The sequence below is a fragment of the Pseudarthrobacter sp. As-47 genome (assembly GCF_058215595.1).
This window is the reverse complement of the sequence record NZ_CM177088.1, coordinates 3,605,435-3,621,698: the sequence shown is the minus strand read 5'-3', so window position 1 is coordinate 3,621,698 and position 16,264 is coordinate 3,605,435. Positions and strand designations below refer to the sequence as shown.

Sequence of the window (16,264 nt, the reverse complement as noted above, 5' to 3'; positions counted from 1 at the left end):
GGGCCGGCGGAGCCAAGACATCCGCCGGCCAGGCAGCCGGCATGCCGGTGGTGTCCTCCGAGTCCGTGCTGGCACTGAAAAGGCGGGCACGGCGGATCAACAGGGCGCTGGCGGAGAAATACCCTTACGCCCACGCGGAGCTTGATTTCCGCAACCCGTTCGAACTGCTCGTGGCCACGGTCCTTTCCGCCCAGACCACGGACGTCACGGTCAACCAGGTCACCAGGGTGTTGTTCGACCGCTACCCGGACGCGCGGTCCCTGGCCGAGGCGGATCCCGCGGACCTTGAGGTGATCCTGAAACCCACCGGGTTCTTCCGGGCCAAGTCCAGGAACGTCATTGCCCTGTGCACCCGCCTGGTGGACGACTACAACGGGGTGGTCCCGGGCCGGCTGGAGGACCTGGTCACGCTGCCCGGCGTGGGACGCAAAACGGCCAACGTAGTGCTCGGCAACGGCTTCGGCATTCCCGGCATCTCCGTGGACACCCACTTCGCCCGGCTGGCCAACCGCTTCGGCTGGACGCAGTCTGATGACCCCGTCCGGATCGAGCAGGACGTGGCCGAACTGTTCGACCGCAAGGACTGGACCATGCTGTCCCACCGGGTGATCTTCCACGGGAGGCGGGTGTGCCACGCGCGGAAGCCCGCGTGCGGGGCCTGCCCCGTGGCCACCTGGTGCCCCAGTTTCGGGCTGGGCGAAACAGACCCCGCGAAGGCAGCCAAGCTCCTGAAGTACGAGCTCGCGCCCGGCAGCGAGGCGCTGCTGGATCAGTTGCTGGCCGAGACCCACAGGGCCGCCGAGATCCGGATGGCCTCCCAGCAGAGGACACCGTGAGCGCGCGCGAGGACCTGCTGCAACTGGCACGCCGGGCTGAGTCCGGAGACGCTGCCGCGCCGGATGCCCTCTGGGCGGCCCTGACGGTGGATGCCGAACAGGCCAGGAGGGCGGCGGTGCTGATGCTTTTTGGCGCCCTCGATGACGTTCCGGCTGTCTCGGGCAAGCCCCTGGCACCGGCCGATCTAGACGTCCTCCTGCTGGAGCGCGCCCACACCCTGGGTTCGCACCCGGGGCAGGTGGCGTTCCCGGGCGGCGCCATTGACGCCCGGGAAACGCCGGTTCAGGCAGCTTTGCGCGAGGCCGAAGAGGAAACCGGCCTCGACTCAGGCGGTGTGGAGGTCCTTGGCACCCTGCAGGAGCTGGGGCTCGCCCACAGCAACTTCCTGGTGACGCCGGTGCTGGGCTGGTGGCGCTCCCCGTCACCTGTCCGTGTGGTGGACTACGCCGAATCGGCGCAGGTGTTCCGGGTACCGGTCCGTGACCTGCTGGACCCGGACAACCGGGTGATGGCAACCGTCCACCGTGCCGGGCGCAGCTTCGACAGCCCGGCCTTCACGGTGAACGGTGTGGTGGTGTGGGGTTTTACCGGAATTGTCCTGAACGGGTTGTTTGAACAGCTGGGCTGGGCCGTTCCGTGGGACCGGAGCCGGCTCCACCGGATGGGCGCCTAGCCCTCAGGCCTGCTGCTGGCGGAGATCAACCACAATACCCGTGGCCGCGTTCTCCCGGACCGCCTTGACGCCCTCAAGCACTGTGTTGAGGGACTTGAACTTGGGTGAGACGGCAACCGTGTTGCCCTCTGCGTCGGTGAGCCGCAGCCGGTAGGACTCCTCGCCTACTCGATGAATTTCAAACCTGCCCGCCATATGCCGGACCTCCCCTGGAATGCGTCGTTGCATCAGCTTTTGACCGATCTGCCTCAGTCGCCACGTCGACCATAGCCCGCGCCACAAGCCTCTGGCGAGCTACTCCCGGGTAGGTTACTTTGGGGGTCGTGAGCTCCCCGCGGCGCAGGGGCCCGCGGACCTATTTGGCGTTGTCGTAGGAATCAACAACGGCCACACTGACGGGAAACTCCACCGGGATGGGCCCGAACAGCAGTTCCTTGGCAGCGCTGGCCGCCTCTTCAATGGCGGTGATGCAGGCGTCCACCGCGTCCGCCGGCGCATGAACCATCACCTCGTCATGCAGGAAGAAGACGAGTTCGGCGCTGACGTGGCCGTCGGTCCGGAGGGTGCGCAGCCGCCGTCGTAATTCCGCCAGCCAGCACGCCGCCCAGTCCGCAGCCGAACCCTGCACAACAAAATTGCGGGTGAAGCGTCCACGCGAACGGGCGATTGATTCTGCCCGGCGCTGTTCCTCGGCAGAAGCGGACCGCTGGCTCTGGAACCACCGCTCCGACGGCGGCGGGCTGCTCCGTCCCAGTCGGGTGGTAACTGTCCCGCCGGCCTCGCCGGTGCGGGCCGCCTGCTCAACAAAGTCCACTGCCCGGGGAAAAGTTCTTGCGAGCTGCGGCATGAGGCGGCCGGCCTCGCCGGAAGTGGCGCCGTACATGGCCCCCAGTAATGCCATCTTCGCTTTTGCCCGGTCCCCGCCGAATCCTTTGGCGGCGATGCCCGCGTAGAGGTCCTGGTTCCGGGCGGCTTCCGCCATGGAAGGGTCACGGGCGAGGGCCACCAGGACGCGCGGTTCCAGCTGGGAGGCATCCGCGACGATGAGCTTATAGCCCGGATCGGCATGGACTGCGCCGCGGATCTGGCGCGGAATTTGAAGGGCGCCGCCGCCGCGCGACGCCCAGCGGCCGGACACCACGCCACCCACCACGTACTCGGGCCGGAACCGTCCGCCGTCCACCCAGGCGTCCAGCCAGGCCCAGCCGTTCGCTGCATGCAGGCGGGAAAGCTGTTTGTAGGCGAGCAACGGCTCGATGGCGGGGTGGGTGGATTCCCTCAGCTCCCACTTCCTGGTGCTTTTCACCTCTATCCCGTTGCGGTGCAGGGCCCGCATGAGGTCCTGCGGGGAGTCGGGATTCAGCGTGGGCGCGTTCAGGAGTCCGCGCAGCTCCTGGTTCAGCGCCTCAAGCCTGGCCGGGCGCTGGCCCAGGGGAGGCCGGGGGCCGAGGTGGTCGGCGAGGATCTGCCCGTGGAGGTCTTCGCGCCAGGGGACGCCGGCGTGCTGCATCTCGGCGGCGATCATGGCCCCTGCGGACTCGGCCGCCAGCAGCAGCTGAAGCCGGTTCCGCCGGTTATCCTCCGGGCTGACCGCGGCCAGCGCCACCTGCTGGGCAGCGTATTCAGCACGAAGCTCTTCAGGGCTGCGGTGCGTTTCCGGCCGGATCCCGGGAGCATCGAACAGGGCGCCCTGGTCTGCCGGGGGAGGCGGCGGCTGCAGCGACCGGGGAGGCTGGAGAGGATCCTCAACCACCATGCGTTCCGTGTTCCTGGCGTAGTCCGTGTGCTCGGTAAAGCGGGAGAACGCCAGGATGTTGCCGCAAAGGCTGAGGTCGTAGCACCGCTCCAGTTCGACGCCGGACGCCAGCAGGGCCGGGTACCAGTCCTGGGTGCGGTGCCAGATCCAGCGGGGCGGCTGCCCGCCTGGCCGGAGGCTTTCGAAGTGACGTACGACGGCGGGAAGATCGCCGGTGCTGACCAGCCGGGGTTCGGGCGTGGCCTGCACTGGCTGTCCGGCCTGCGTGAGTTCCTGCAGGGCCGCGCCGTGGGGGTGGGCGGCGAGCAGCAGGTACATGGTCTTATTCTGCCTTGCCTTGCTGGACCTGGTTTTCCACATACGTGGCTGGAGTCCTTACCCGCTGTGGTCCCGGGGCGGAGAGTGGCTGTATGAGCAGGCACCAGCTGATCCCGTCCCATCCTGATCCCTCGCACCCTGACCCGTCCCACCTTGATCCTTCGCACGCCGGAGCCGCCGGCGGCCCGGAAGGGGCAGATCCGCCGGGACGCTTACGGCCCCATGTCCTTGGGCTGGCGGGCACTGCGGGAGGCGACGGGGACGCGTGGCTGCCGGCCGGGGGTGAGGACATCCTGCTGGTGACGTCCTCCCCTGTCCTTCGTGCCGAGGTGGAGCGGATCGTGGCCGCTGCCGGGGCGCAGCTGCGCGTTGCAGCCAACCCGGCAGAGGGAGGCCGGCATTGGGACGGGGCGGCAGCCGTGCTGGTGGGAAGCGACATCCGGGAGCTGCCCCCGCGCCGGCGGGCGCCCGCTGTCCTGGTGGGACTTGACGGCGAAGGTGACAGCCTGTGGCATCTTGCGGCTGTCCTCGGTGCAGAACGGGTGGCTGTCCTGCCCGACGCCGCAGCATGGCTCGCCGACCATCTCAGCCGGTCCCGTTCACCCGGGCCAGGCGGGGTGATCCTTGGCGTGACCGGCGGTTGCGGCGGTGCCGGGGCCACCACGGCTGCGATCTGGATCGCCCAGGCGGCGGCCGGACTCGGAGCCCGTGTGCTGCTGGTGGATGGCGATCCCTGGGGCGGCGGGCTGGAACTGGCCCTGGCCGCCGAAGAGAATCCCGGCCTGCGCTGGCCCGACCTTTCCGAGGCCAGGGGCAGCATCGATCCCATCCAGCTTGCGGACTCGCTGCCTGTTGCAGGCGGGTTCTCATTCCTGTCGTGGCCTGCCACCCGGGAGCAGCCGGTACCCGTTGCCGCTGCCGCCACCGCAGGCATCCTTGATGCTGCCCGCCGCGGGTATGAGCTGGTGGTGGTGGACATTGGCCGGGGAGCCGACCCCATCCATACGTTCGCCTGGGACTGCGACCGCATCGCCATGGTGGTCCCGGCGCAGCTGAAGGCTGCTGTGGCGGCCGTGCGGCTGCTCCAGGAGTTTCCGCCGGTTGAGGCTGCCCTCCTGGTCCGTGGCAAACCCGGCGCAGCGCTGGACGGACCCCTGATCGCCGAGGCCATCGGACTTCCGGTCCAGGGGCGGGTGCCTGAGCTGCGCGGAGTCGCTGGGGCCATGGAATCGGGCCGCCTCCTTGAGCTGGGCAAGCGGCGGGCGGTCCGGCACTTCGCGGCTTCCGTGCTGGACCTCCTCGGGGACGGGCTGGCCGCCGGAGAACGTGAATGAGGCACCAGGCGGCGGCTGGGGCAACGGACCCTGAGGCAGGTATCCGGCGGCGGGCGCGGATCCTGGACGCGGGCCGGGACAATCCCCGCCAGGACAATCCCCTCCTGGTCAGTCCCCGCCAGGAGGGCAGGCGCCCGGATGAACCCGGCCCCGGCGAATGGCGCCGGCGTGAACGCCGCACGGGTGAGCGGCAGGCTGTTGACCTGGGACTCCTGGAATCCGTGCGGGATTCCATGATGTCGGACGCGGCAGCCGTTACGCCGTCGCGCGTGGCTGCGGCGGTGCAGGCCACAGGGAAGCTCTTGGGCACGGCGGGTTCGCTCGCCGCCGTGGAGCGCATCAGCGCCGAGTTGAACGGCCTGGGGCCCCTGCAGTCCCTGACCCGGGACCCGGCCGTAACGGACATCTTTGTGAATGCTCCCGGGTCCGTGTGGGTGGACAGGGGCCGCGGCATCGAGCGGGTGCCCGTGGCCTTCGACAACGAGGCCCAGCTCCGGGCGTTGGCCTGCCGGCTCGTGGCGGCAGGCGGCAGGCGGCTTGATGACGGCTCACCCTGCGTGGACGTGCGGCTGGCCGGCGGCTACCGAGTCCATGCCGTGCTGCCGCCCGTCTCAACGGCCGGGACGCTGCTCAGCATCCGGATCCGGCGCGAACGTGTTTTCACGATGGATGAGCTGCGGGACAGCGGCATGTTCAGCTCCGGACTGCAGCACGTCCTGGAACGGGTGGTGGAGCGCAGGCTGAGCTTCCTCATCAGCGGGGCCACCGGGTCCGGCAAGACCACCCTGCTCTCCACGCTGCTCGGCCTGTGCAGTCCGGCAGAACGGTTGGTCCTCATCGAGGATGCCTCGGAACTGAATCCCGTCCATCCGCATGTGGTGTCCCTGGAGTCACGCCACGGAAACCTCGAAGGCGGTGGAGAAGTGGACCTTGGCGATCTCGTCCGGCAGGCGCTCCGCATGCGCCCGGACAGGCTGGTGGTGGGCGAATGCCGCGGCGCGGAAGTCCGGGAGCTTCTCACTGCCATGAACACCGGACACAGCGGCGGGGGCGGGACCATCCATGCGAATACTGCCGCTGCTGTTCCCGCCCGGCTCACTGCGCTCGGTGCACTCGCCGGAATGAACGCTGACGGCGTGAGGCTCCAGGCAGCGAGCGCGCTGGACGTGGTCATCCACGTGGACAGGACGCGCCGCGGCCGGGCAGTGGCGTGCGTGGGCCTGATCGGGGAAGGCCCCAGCGGGCTCACCGTCCAGCCTGCCCTGGAAACTGTCGAGGGTAGCGTGGCCGCCGGCCCCGCCTGGACGGCGCTGGCGGCACGGTTGGGGCTTGACCCGGGACTGCCCGCATGATGCTCCTTCTTGTCGTTTCCCTGGGACTGGCTGCGGTGCTGCTTGCCAGGCCGCCGCTGGGTGCACCCGCCAGGTTGCGCCGCACCGGCGTGTCCGGCCCGGCTGTGGGCCGCAAAGCCCCCTCGCGGGGCGGCTTTGCGCGGAAGCTGCGTGGTGCCGGGAGAGGAGCACAGCCAGCGGCGCCCATGACCCTGGTGGTACAGCAACTCGCCGCGCTGCTCAAAGGCGGCCGCACGCCGGCACGGCTCTGGGAGGAGATCTGGGACGTCTACGGTTCGTCCGGCTCCCATGCGCACAGCCTGTCCGCGGGATCCGGTGCCATGCTCGCCGCCGCGCGTGCTGCCGCCGGCCGCGGCCTTCCCGTTTCGGAAGCCATCCGTCGGGCGTCGCCGTCCGCCTTTCCCCGGCGGGACAAAGAGTCCCGCATCTGGTCGGAGCTCGCGGCATGCTTCGACATCGCGGAGGCAAGCGGCTGTCCGCTCGCGGACGTGCTGACCAGGTTCGCCGCGCAGCTTGAAGTGGAGGACGACGCCGACGCGGCCCGCCAGACGGCCCTGGCCGGACCAAAGGCCACCGTCAGCCTCCTTACCTGGCTGCCGCTGATGGGGCTGGGCCTGGGAATGGCCCTGGGCGTGGACCCGCTCGCCATCCTGCTGGGAACACCCTGGGGACTCGCAGCACTTGCAGCCGGAGCCGGCCTGACAGTGGCCGGGCGGTTGTGGTCGGCCAGGCTGGTGGCCGCGGCAGCAGGGGCTGGAGCGCCATGACCCCGCCTTCCGCCGCAGTGCTCGCGATCTTCCTTACCCTCGCCGCGGCGGCAGCCCTGGCCGGCAGCGGGCGGGGCAGGCCCCGCAAGCGGCTGCGCAGTTGGTCCTCCGGCTCCATTTGCCGCGGCGCGAAGGCCTCCGCCGGTGACGGAGGGCATCTGTCCGGACCTGCGCCCGAAGGGCTCAGGGACACCGCCATGATGCTCGAACTTGTGGCCGCCATGCTGGACGCCGGGTCGGGCATCGGCCGTTCACTCGAACTGGTGGCAGCCTCGGCTTCTGGCAAGTACAGCGGAGCCCTGCGGCCGGTGGTGGCGGCACTGGCAATCGGGGCCGACTGGGAAACCGCATGGCGCAGCAGCGCGGTCCGGCTCCCCGAGGTCCTGGAACTACGCGACGCCCTGGGGTTCGCTGCCCTGACAGGTGCGCCGTCGTCAGCGATTCTCTACGCGCAGGCGGCACGGCTCCGCCGGGAGAGGTTCCGTGCTGCAGAGAAGCGCGCGGCATCACTGGGAGTGAAGCTGGTGGTTCCGCTGGGCCTTTGCTCCCTTCCGGCCTTTATCTGCCTGGGCGTGGTTCCTGTGCTCCTGGCCCTTGTGCCTTCCGGTTCCTAGGCGCCTGTGTCTTCTCCTCCACAGGTGGGAAACCGTTGGGCTTTTCCACTTACGAACCCCCACGGCTTACCGCTCCACGCCAGGCCCGGAAGAGTCAAGACAGCCGGCAACACCACCGGCCCAAAGGAAGGAAACACCACATGTCCACTCATCACCGCCGCCCTTACACTGGCGGGGCCGCGGCGCCCGCCGCTGCCCGTGCCGCCTCCCGGGAACACCGCGGTACCGGCCACCACGGCCTCCGCGCCGGGGGCAGCAGCCCGCTGACCGCCCACACCGTGGAACTGTATCCGGGTGCAGGCGCGCCGCGGACCATCAAGGGCAAGGTCCGGCTCCTCGGATCAGAGGCAGGGATGGCAACCGCCGAATACGCCATCGCCACCCTTGCCGCCGTGGGCTTTGCCGGGCTCCTTGTCTTCATCCTTCGCAGCGAGGAGGTCCGCGGCTTCCTGCTCACCCTGATCCGCACCGCGCTGGCCTTGCCATGACCGAGGCCCCGGCCGTGCTCCCGGCCGCGGATCCGTTCGGTCCAGGCCAGACCACCGCAGGTAAGTCCGCCGCGGGTCCCTCCACCACGGGTCCGTCCGCCGCCGCACAGTCCGCCACCGGACCTACCGGCGGGCGGGACCGTGCGGCCTGCAGTCCCACCGGAGGCCCCGCGGCCCAGGAGTCGTGCGGCGCGGTGACAGCGGAGTTTGCCGTCACCCTGCCCGCGGTCCTGCTGCTGCTGGCCATGCTGCTGGCGGGGGCCTCCGCCGGGGTCACCCAGCTGCGATTGGAGGAGGGAGCGCGTGCCGGCGCCCGCGCACTTGCCCGTGGTGACGATTCCGCCACTGTGGAAGGAATCGTCCGGACCCTGGCCGGCGGGTCGGCGTCCGCGGCGGTATCGGCCGACGGCGAGTGGCTGCATGTCACCGTGACAGACAGGGTGGGTGGACCCCTGGGCGCATCCATCCCGTGGCATCTGACTGCGCGGGCCTCCACCCGGAGCGAGGCGGCGGGATGACCCACGGCAAGGCACCCGGAACGGGCCGCGGGCTCGGGGCGAACATGACCGGGCGTCGTGGTTCAGGCCGGAACGGACGTGCAGACGGCACCAACCGGGAACGCGGTTCGGGGACGGTGCTGGCGGCCGGCCTTGCCTTGGTGGTGATGACGGCCATGGCGCTGATGCTGTTGCTGGCGCAGTCGGCCGTCCTGGCCAGCAGGGCGGCAGCCGCTGCCGACCTTGCTGCACTGGCAGCGGCCGACGCCCTGCGCGGCCTTGCCTCCGGGGAACCGTGCACCGTTGCGGCGGAGGTGGCTGCCCGGCACGGGGCCGCCGTGGTGGGCTGCGCGGAGGGTACTGGCCAGACCGTTGAAGTGAGGACCGAGCTGGTGGAACGGACGGTGTTCGGTTCAGCCCATGGGCGCTCCCGTGCGGGGCCTCCGCCCTAGCCAGTCCAGGTCAGTGCCGGACTTCCAGGCCCGGGGAAGCACCTTCGGTGGCGTCCTTGAGCAGGACGTCGAGGAGGGTGACGGCGGCCCCCTTGTCCAGCGGGTTGTTCTTGTTCCCGCATTTGGGCGACTGGACGCAGGAAGGGCACCCGGAATCACATTCGCAGGCCTTGATGGCGTCACGGGTGGCTGTCAGCCAGACCTTGGCCTTGTCGAAACCGCGTTCGGCAAATCCCGCGCCGCCGGGGTGCCCGTCGTACACAAAGATGGTGGGCACCCCGGTGTCGGCGTGCAGGGCCGTGGACACCCCGCCGATGTCCCACCGGTCGCTGGACGCCACCAGGGGCAGCAGGCCGATCGCAGCATGTTCCGCTGCGTGCAGCGCTCCAGGGAACTGGGCTTCGATCAGGCCTGCCCCGGTGAGGGAGCGATTGTCCACCACGAACCAGACGGCCTTGGTGAAGAGTTCGCGGGCACCCAGTTCCAGCGGCTCCTCCCCAAGGATTTCGTTGGAGATGAGTGCCTTGCGCTGGAAGGAGACAACCTGGGTAGTCACTTTCACGTCGCCGAAATGAACGGAGATGTCACCCCATTCCACCGTCCGCTGGGTCTCCAGCACCTCAATCTGGGTCACGTCCCGGGCTGTGGTGTAGTAATCGGGATTGGCGCGGCGCACCATCACGCAGTGGTCGTCCTCGTTGAGGTTCTCCACCACGTAACTGTCACCCTGGTGGATGTAGACGGCGCCGGTGTGCGCCTGGTAGTGCGTCTGCGGGGAATCCATCGTGCCAAGGAGGGACCCGGTCTCGGCATCCACGATGCTCACCGGCCCGCCGCCGTCGGCCCGCAGGTTCACCATGGCGGCCGCGCTCTGGGAGTGTGTCCAGAACCAGCCCGCGGGCCGCCGCCGGAGGTAGCCCTGCGCCACCAGCCTGTCCAGGAGGGACTCCGCGGTGGCTCCGAACAGGCCCAGCTCCGCGGGTCCCAAGGGAAGCTCGGCCGCCGCGGCGCACAGGTGTGGCCCCAGGACGTAGGGGTTGGAGGGATCGAAGACCGTCGCTTCCACTGACACGTCGAAGATCGCCTCGGGATGGTTCACCAGGAAGGTGTCCAGGGGATCGTCGCTGGCCACGAAGGCCGCGATGGCATCCTGGCCCGCCCTTCCGGCCCGTCCGATCTGCTGGAACAGGGAGGCCCGCGTGCCGGGCCATCCTGCGACCAGGACGGCGTCCAGGCCCGAGATATCAATGCCCAGTTCCAGCGCTGAAGTACTCGAAACGCCCAGGAGCTCGCCGGAGCGCAGCGCCCGTTCAACCGCACGGCGTTCTTCGGGCAGGTATCCGGAACGGTAGGCGGCCACCCGCTGCGGCAGGCTGGGATCCACCTCATCCAGGAGGCGTTTGGTGATCGAGGAGATGGTTTCCGCCCCGCGCCGGGACTTGATGAACGCGATGGTGCGGATGCGCGCTGACACCAGGTTCGCCAGCAGGTCGGCAGTTTCCGCCACCGCCGTCCGCCGTTCCCTGGCGCCGTTCTCGCCCCGGACCTCGGTCAGCGCAGGTTCCCAGAAAGCCACGGTGGTGGAACCGTGCGGGGAGCCGTCACGGGACACGGCCTTGACCGGGGCACCAATGAGGCGGGCGAAGGACACGTCAGGCTCTGACGCGGTGGCGGAGGCTGCGATGAACACCGGCCCCGGATGGGCTGCACCTGCACCGTAGTACGCGCAGATCCGGCGCAGCCGGCGCATCAGGTTGGCCACATGGGAGCCGAAAACGCCCCGGTAGCTGTGGGCCTCGTCAATGATCACGTAGCGCAGGCGGCGGAAGAAGCCCGCCCACCAGGCATGGTTGGGAAGGATCCCGAAGTGGAGCATGTCCGGGTTGGCCAGGATGAAGTTGGCGTGGTCCCTGATCCAGCGGCGGGACGCGGGGTCGGTGTCGCCGTCATAGGTTTCCGCCCGCACGGTGGGCAGTTTCAGGGCGCGGATGGCGTTGAGCTGGTCGGCGGCCAGGGCCTTGGTGGGGGAGAGGTACAGGGTGACGGCGCCGTCGTCGTGGATCTTCCCCGGGTCGGCCAGGACGCGGAGCTCGGAGCGGTGGATGGCGTCAAGGGCCGGCAGCTGATACGCCAGCGACTTCCCTGACGCGGTTCCGGTGGCCACCACCACGTGTTCACCGCCGTGGGCTATGCCGGCTGCCTCCACCTGGTGCCGGTAGGGCTCCTGGATGCCCAGCGAACCGTATGCCGCCACTAGGTCGGGGTGCACCCACGCGGGCCACGGCTCATGCTCGGCCTCGCGGGCCGGGATGGTGCGCACATGACGGAGCTGTTCCGGGTCCGGGCCGCGGCCCAGCAAGGGAATCAGGGAGTCATGGGGGTTCACCCCCACATTGTTTCACCCGGCGGGGCCTGGCCGGCCCCGGTTCGCCACGGGGGTAACAGGACGGGTCAGCTCAGGGAAAGGTCGGAACCGTCGTGGGATGCGGAGAGCATCAGCACATGGGAAACCGTGGTCCAGCCGAGGTGGGAATACAGTTTCCGGCCGTCAGCGGAGGCCAGGAGAAGGCCCTCCTGCACGTCGTGCTCGAAGGCCTGGGCGGCCAGGGCCCGCATGATGAAACTGCCCAAGCCACGGCGCTGGAAAGCCGGTTCGGTGATGATCTTGTCGAACACCGCGGTTTCCCCCACCACAAAGACGCGTCCGCTGGCCGCCAGGGTGTCGCCGGAGCGGACCTCTGCGTAGTGCACGCCGTCCTGCTCCCACGTTGAGTGCGTGAGGTCGTCGTCGGGGAGCCAGGGATCCTCTGCGTCCTGGGTTTCCATGTCCACGATCATCATTGCCTGCGAGGCAGAGGTCACGTTCAGGCCGTGCCGTTCCGCCAGGGCGGAGTAACGCGGGATGTCATTGGTGAGGATGGTGAGGACCCTCGCGGGCGCCTCCGCCGTCTTAGCGGCCAGGGCTGCGAATTCATCGTCCGTGGGCTCGGAGGCGAAGAATTCCCAGTCGCCGCTGGTGTCAGTGCGGAGCACGGCAGGGAACCGGCCCTCGGTGGATGTCCGGTAACCGCGACAACCGGCCCAGCCTGCCACCCACACCTCAAGAAGGCCAGTGATGTCTTCAACCATGGTTTCCGGACTCATGGCATGAGACTATTCCAGCCCGGTCGCCAGCAACAGGGGGCTGCCAAGAGCTTATGCAATTGTGATGCGGCGAAGCCGGTACGGGCCGGCAGTCGTGGCCGCCGGTCCGGCAGCCACAGGTTTCCGCTCCGCCCGTCCCAACCGTGCCGGTACCCTTAAATACGTGGCTTTAAACCGGATTGTGCTTTTTTACGGCTTTACCCCCCTTCCTGACCCGGAGGCGGTACGGCTCTGGCAGCGTGCGCTCTGCGAGAAGCTCGGGCTGACGGGCCGCATCCTGATCTCCAAGGACGGCATCAACGCCACCGTGGGCGGTGAGATCGGCGCCGTGAAGCAGTACGTGAAGACAACGCGCGAGTACCAGGGCTTCAGGGACATCGACGTGAAATGGTCCGACGGCGGTGCGGAGGACTTCCCGCGCCTCAGCGTCAAAGTGCGCGACGAGATTGTCTCCTTCGGCGCCCCCGGCGAGCTGAAGGTCGATGCCCACGGGGTGGTGGGCGGCGGGACCCACCTCAAGCCCGAGGAACTGCACCAGCTCGTTGACGCCAAGAAGCAAAGCGGGGAGGACGTGGTGTTCTTTGACGGGCGGAACGCCTTCGAAGCGCAGATCGGCCGGTTCAAGGACGCAATCGTCCCGGACGTTGCCACCACCCATGACTTCATCCAGGAGCTCGAGTCCGGCAAGTATGACGGGCTCAAGGACAAGCCCGTGGTCACCTACTGCACCGGCGGGATCCGCTGCGAGGTGCTGTCCAGCCTGATGGTGAACCGGGGCTTCAAAGAGGTGTACCAGCTGGACGGCGGCATTGTCCGCTACGGCGAAACCTTCAAGGACCAGGGCCTGTGGGAGGGCTCGCTGTACGTCTTCGACAAACGCATGCACCTTGAGTTCAGCGACGACGCGAAGACCACCGGGCAGTGCGCCCGCTGCGCAGCGCCCACCAGCAAGTTCGAGAACTGCTCCAACCCCAGTTGCCGGACCCTCACCTTGTACTGCGCGGAGTGCGCCTCCAGCCCGGAAACCCTCCGCTGCCCGGAGGGCTGCGCCGCCTGAGCACAGGCAGCCAGGTCAGAGAAGCCGCAGCCGGTAGGCGTAGTTCGCGCCTGTCCTGGCCTCCACCCTGATGGTGAGCGCTGTTTCCGACGAAAGATAGATGACGTTCTCCCTGTTGATCCCGCACCGGAGCCCCAGGTCCACCAGCGTCAGCGATTCGCTGCGGACCGTGAAGGTCACGCGCCGCTGGCTGCGGCACGCCAGGGACAGCACGTAGGTGCCCGTCCCCAGCACCGGAGTGGATTCGGTCCGGACGTTGCCCGCGGCCACAAGTCCCGCTCCGGCGGAGGCCACCGGCTGCCCGGGGTCGGGAAGCGTGCGGGCCGCCCATGCGCCGGTTTCCTCCTCGCTGACGGGATCGTTCTGCAGGGGGTCGCGGGTGAACACCGGCCCGGGAAGGCGCGTCGCTTCCGCCTCGACGGGCCCGGGCAGGTTCCGCCCGTCGTCGTACGTATATTCACACCCGCCCAGCATCATCCCGGCGGCCGCCACAGCAATGGCGACGGCGGCGGCCGGCTTCCGCCCTGGCCGCACCCGTGCGTCCCCAGCGGGGGCCGTGGGGGCGGTGGATGGCGCGGAGGCCGTCCGCACACTGGGCATAGTCCGACTGTATGCCCGACGGCGGCGGCGGGCCAGAGCACGGAGGGCGGTTAGTCCGCGGGCGCCAGCCGGTAGGCGTAAATGAGGGGTGCGTCCACGCTGTACGTGCTGATCTCCAGTGTGCCGGCATCCGGCAGGGTGATTTTTGTGGATTCCCGGCTGCCGTTGCAGGCTGCTCCGGCGTCCGCCAGCTTCTTCCCGTCCAGCGATACGGCGAAGAAAGCCTTTCCGCCGCCCTCACACGTGGCGGTGAGGATGTAGCGGCCCGCCGGGACATCAGCGGCTTCCCTGATGATGCGGTCCCGGTTGAGGATTTTGCCGGCGTCCTCAAGGACCGCTCCCGGAACCGGGGGCAGCGCCGTGGCCTGCCACTGCGGGACGTCCGCGTTCTCGATGGAAACAACGGGGGAGCACCCGGCCAGGACAAGGGCCGCCGCACCCGCGGACACGGCGGACCACGGCATCAGGCGGGCACGCCGCGCGGGCCGGAGCCGGGCGCGCGGAAGGACGGAAGAACGCGAAGGCATGCCTCAACGCTACCCGGTGCCGGCCGCCCCGGCCTCCGGTGCCCGCCGGACTAAACTTGGGCAGTGCCTAGATCCCCATACGAGTTCACCGCCGGCAACACCCCGGACGCACCCCGCAGCGACCTCCCGGAGCTGCTCACGGCCCTCGCCGCCGATCTGCGGGGCCTGGACTACACGCCCGACGGCGTCGCCAGGCTCCTGGGCGCCGCCGCTTCCGAGGCCCTGAACCGGGACCAGATCATTCCGGCCCTGCTGGCAGTGGACCGGGCTGTGCGCCAGGACGAAGGGAACGCGGCGCTCGCCGCCGTCGTCCGCCTCTGGCTCCTTGCCGAGCCGCAGCCGAAGGACACGCTCGACGCCGCCCTTCCGGGCATCGGTGCCGACGGGCTCCTCACGCTGGGGCTTGTTGAGCCCGTACCCGGCGCGGGCCTGTTGGCCGCCAAGGCTGATCTGCGGCCGTACGGGTGGTCCGGCACCTCCGGGAACAACACAGACGGCAGCGGGGGTGCGGAGCTTTGGGTGGCGAGCGACCTGGCCGCACACCAGCAGGCGGGGGTGCTGCGGCACGACCACGTGCTCGGCATCGGCCAGGCGTCCACCACCCTGGTGCAGACCACCGTCCGCCGCCATACCGGACGCGCCCTGGACCTCGGCACGGGATGCGGCATCCAGGCCTTCCACCTGCTCCACCACTGCGAGCACGTCACGGCCACGGACATCTCCGAACGGGCACTTGCTTTCACGCGCTTCAACATCCTGCTCAACGCCGCGGCCCTGTCCGTTGACCCGTCCCGGCTGGAGGACAGGGTGAGCCTGCGCCTCGGCTCACTCCTGGACCCCGTGGCAGGCGAGGAATTCGGGCTGGTGGTGTCCAATCCTCCGTTCGTGATCACGCCGCGGAGCGCAGGGGAGGCTGCCGCGGAGCAGTTCACCTACCGCGACGGCGGCCTTCCGGGCGATGCGATTGTTGCCTCGCTGGTTGCCGACCTGCCCGGGATCCTGGCCCCCGGCGGCACCGCGCAGATGCTGGGGAACTGGGAAGTGGCGGCCGGAACCGGGTGGCAGGAGCGCCCGCGGACGTGGGTCCGGCCGGACACGGATGCCTGGTTCATCCAGCGCGAGCAGGTGGGGCCGGAACAGTACGCGGAAACCTGGCTGCAGGACGCCTCCGAGGGCCGGGACCGGCAGCACTACCGGGACGCTTACGCGGCCTACCTGGCGGACTTCGAGTCGAGGAACGTGGAGGGCATCGGCTTCGGCATGGTCTGGCTCCGGCGGCCGCCGGCACCCGGGCAGGGCACCTTCAGCCGGTTCGAGGAAATCACCTACCCCATCGAGCAGCCCATCGGCCCCCACCTGGGCGCCGCCGTCGAACGCATCGACTGGCTGGCCGCGCACAGCCTCGAGGAAGCGCACCTGCTGGTGGCCGAGGACGTCACGGAGGAGCGCCACCAGCGCCCGGGAGCGGAGCATCCGGGCGTGATCCTGCTCCGGCAGGGCGCGGGCCTGCGCTGGACAAACCTGCTGAGCACCGAGCTGGCAGGCTTCGTGTCGGCCTGCGACGGCGACCTTTCCGCCGGGCAGATTGCCGGTGCCCTGGAGGCGCTGCTCGGCGGCGGGATGGCAGGCGGGGACGGGTTCGACGCCGGTTCCTTCCGGGGCCGGCTGCTCGCCGATGTGGCCAATCTGGTGCGGGACGGCTTCCTGATCCCTGCCGCCGGATAAGGCGCGGAGCAAGGCGCCGGCGGCGCCCGGCAGAACCCCCTTCTTTTCCACATGGATGCGCACATTTCTGCAAAATATGGTGAACTAGGCCAGTATGGGCGCATCTGCCCGAGCAACCTTTTT

The 16,264-nt window shown here is 69.3% G+C and carries 17 protein-coding genes; 11 read left to right on the top strand and 6 right to left on the bottom strand.

Annotated elements, in window-relative coordinates; genetic code table 11:
- The first annotated feature begins 41 nt into the window (after nucleotides 1-41).
- Both nth and AC4BCK_RS16795 read left to right on the top strand, forming a co-directional pair.
- Nucleotides 42-836 (top strand): endonuclease III, encoded by a 795-nt coding sequence (gene nth / locus AC4BCK_RS16800; protein ID WP_174177344.1) that lies wholly within the window; start codon nucleotides 42-44, stop codon nucleotides 834-836.
- Entirely contained in the window at nucleotides 833-1,510 is a 678-nt protein-coding gene (locus AC4BCK_RS16795; RefSeq protein ID WP_174177172.1) for an NUDIX domain-containing protein, read from the top strand. Before nth ends, AC4BCK_RS16795 begins: the two co-directional genes overlap by 4 nt.
- 3 nt (nucleotides 1,511-1,513) lie before the next feature.
- Here AC4BCK_RS16795 and AC4BCK_RS16790 read toward each other — a convergent pair whose 3' ends face one another.
- The gene (locus AC4BCK_RS16790; protein WP_251422712.1) at nucleotides 1,514-1,705 is read right to left on the bottom strand and encodes a YegP family protein; all 192 of its coding nucleotides are present in this window, start codon (nucleotides 1,703-1,705) and stop codon (nucleotides 1,514-1,516) included.
- Nucleotides 1,706-1,865: 160 nt separating this feature from the next.
- A complete protein-coding gene (locus AC4BCK_RS16785; protein ID WP_366278335.1) occupies nucleotides 1,866-3,584 on the bottom strand; it encodes a bifunctional 3'-5' exonuclease/DNA polymerase in 1,719 nt (572 codons plus the stop codon).
- A 269-nt stretch (nucleotides 3,585-3,853) separates the two neighbouring features.
- On the opposite strand from AC4BCK_RS16785, the gene ssd reads away from it, so the two are divergent.
- The 7 genes from ssd (at nucleotide 3,854) to AC4BCK_RS16750 (ending at nucleotide 9,088) form a co-directional block, all read left to right on the top strand.
- Nucleotides 3,854-4,918 (top strand): septum site-determining protein Ssd, encoded by a 1,065-nt coding sequence (gene ssd / locus AC4BCK_RS16780; RefSeq protein WP_343044906.1) that lies wholly within the window; start codon nucleotides 3,854-3,856, stop codon nucleotides 4,916-4,918.
- Nucleotides 4,915-6,270: a TadA family conjugal transfer-associated ATPase gene (locus AC4BCK_RS16775; protein WP_366278333.1), complete on the top strand. Its 1,356-nt coding sequence runs from the start codon at nucleotides 4,915-4,917 to the stop codon at nucleotides 6,268-6,270. Before ssd ends, AC4BCK_RS16775 begins: the two co-directional genes overlap by 4 nt.
- Nucleotides 6,267-7,037: a hypothetical protein gene (locus tag AC4BCK_RS16770; RefSeq protein WP_490566228.1), complete on the top strand. Its 771-nt coding sequence runs from the start codon at nucleotides 6,267-6,269 to the stop codon at nucleotides 7,035-7,037. Before AC4BCK_RS16775 ends, AC4BCK_RS16770 begins: the two co-directional genes overlap by 4 nt.
- Complete coding sequence (locus AC4BCK_RS16765) at nucleotides 7,034-7,651, top strand: type II secretion system F family protein (RefSeq protein ID WP_490566227.1); 618 nt, start codon at nucleotides 7,034-7,036, stop codon at nucleotides 7,649-7,651. The genes AC4BCK_RS16770 and AC4BCK_RS16765 overlap by 4 nt, the downstream gene beginning before the upstream one ends.
- A gap of 140 nt (nucleotides 7,652-7,791) precedes the next feature.
- On the top strand, nucleotides 7,792-8,139 hold the full coding sequence (locus AC4BCK_RS16760; protein WP_174177160.1) for a DUF4244 domain-containing protein: 348 nt from the start codon (nucleotides 7,792-7,794) through the stop codon (nucleotides 8,137-8,139).
- Nucleotides 8,136-8,657, top strand: coding sequence for a TadE family type IV pilus minor pilin (locus AC4BCK_RS16755; protein ID WP_490566226.1), 522 nt, complete (start codon nucleotides 8,136-8,138; stop codon nucleotides 8,655-8,657). Before AC4BCK_RS16760 ends, AC4BCK_RS16755 begins: the two co-directional genes overlap by 4 nt.
- The gene (locus AC4BCK_RS16750) at nucleotides 8,654-9,088 is read left to right on the top strand and encodes an Rv3654c family TadE-like protein (protein WP_490566225.1); all 435 of its coding nucleotides are present in this window, start codon (nucleotides 8,654-8,656) and stop codon (nucleotides 9,086-9,088) included. The genes AC4BCK_RS16755 and AC4BCK_RS16750 overlap by 4 nt, the downstream gene beginning before the upstream one ends.
- Before the next feature lie 10 nt (nucleotides 9,089-9,098).
- On the opposite strand, the gene AC4BCK_RS16745 is transcribed toward AC4BCK_RS16750, so the two are convergent.
- Together AC4BCK_RS16745 and AC4BCK_RS16740 are read right to left on the bottom strand one after the other, a co-directional pair.
- Entirely contained in the window at nucleotides 9,099-11,474 is a 2,376-nt protein-coding gene (locus AC4BCK_RS16745) for a DEAD/DEAH box helicase (protein ID WP_490566224.1), read from the bottom strand.
- 65 nt (nucleotides 11,475-11,539) lie between these two features.
- Nucleotides 11,540-12,232: a GNAT family N-acetyltransferase gene (locus AC4BCK_RS16740; protein WP_310112787.1), complete on the bottom strand. Its 693-nt coding sequence runs from the start codon at nucleotides 12,230-12,232 to the stop codon at nucleotides 11,540-11,542.
- 163 nt (nucleotides 12,233-12,395) lie between these two features.
- Here AC4BCK_RS16740 and trhO point away from each other — a divergent pair, with 163 nt between their 5' ends.
- Nucleotides 12,396-13,289 carry an oxygen-dependent tRNA uridine(34) hydroxylase TrhO gene (trhO, locus tag AC4BCK_RS16735; protein WP_490566223.1) on the top strand — a complete coding sequence of 298 codons (894 nt, stop codon included), beginning with the start codon at nucleotides 12,396-12,398 and terminating at the stop codon, nucleotides 13,287-13,289.
- A gap of 15 nt (nucleotides 13,290-13,304) precedes the next feature.
- Here the strand turns inward: trhO and AC4BCK_RS16730 are convergent, their stop codons facing one another.
- On the bottom strand, nucleotides 13,305-13,889 hold the full coding sequence (locus AC4BCK_RS16730; protein ID WP_310112789.1) for a DUF6023 family protein: 585 nt from the start codon (nucleotides 13,887-13,889) through the stop codon (nucleotides 13,305-13,307).
- Nucleotides 13,890-13,939: 50 nt separating this feature from the next.
- Entirely contained in the window at nucleotides 13,940-14,416 is a 477-nt protein-coding gene (locus AC4BCK_RS16725) for a DUF6023 family protein (RefSeq protein ID WP_174177153.1), read from the bottom strand.
- A gap of 63 nt (nucleotides 14,417-14,479) precedes the next feature.
- On the opposite strand from AC4BCK_RS16725, the gene AC4BCK_RS16720 reads away from it, so the two are divergent.
- Nucleotides 14,480-16,141 (top strand): DUF7059 domain-containing protein, encoded by a 1,662-nt coding sequence (locus AC4BCK_RS16720; protein WP_490566222.1) that lies wholly within the window; start codon nucleotides 14,480-14,482, stop codon nucleotides 16,139-16,141.
- The last annotated feature ends 123 nt before the right edge of the window (nucleotides 16,142-16,264 follow it).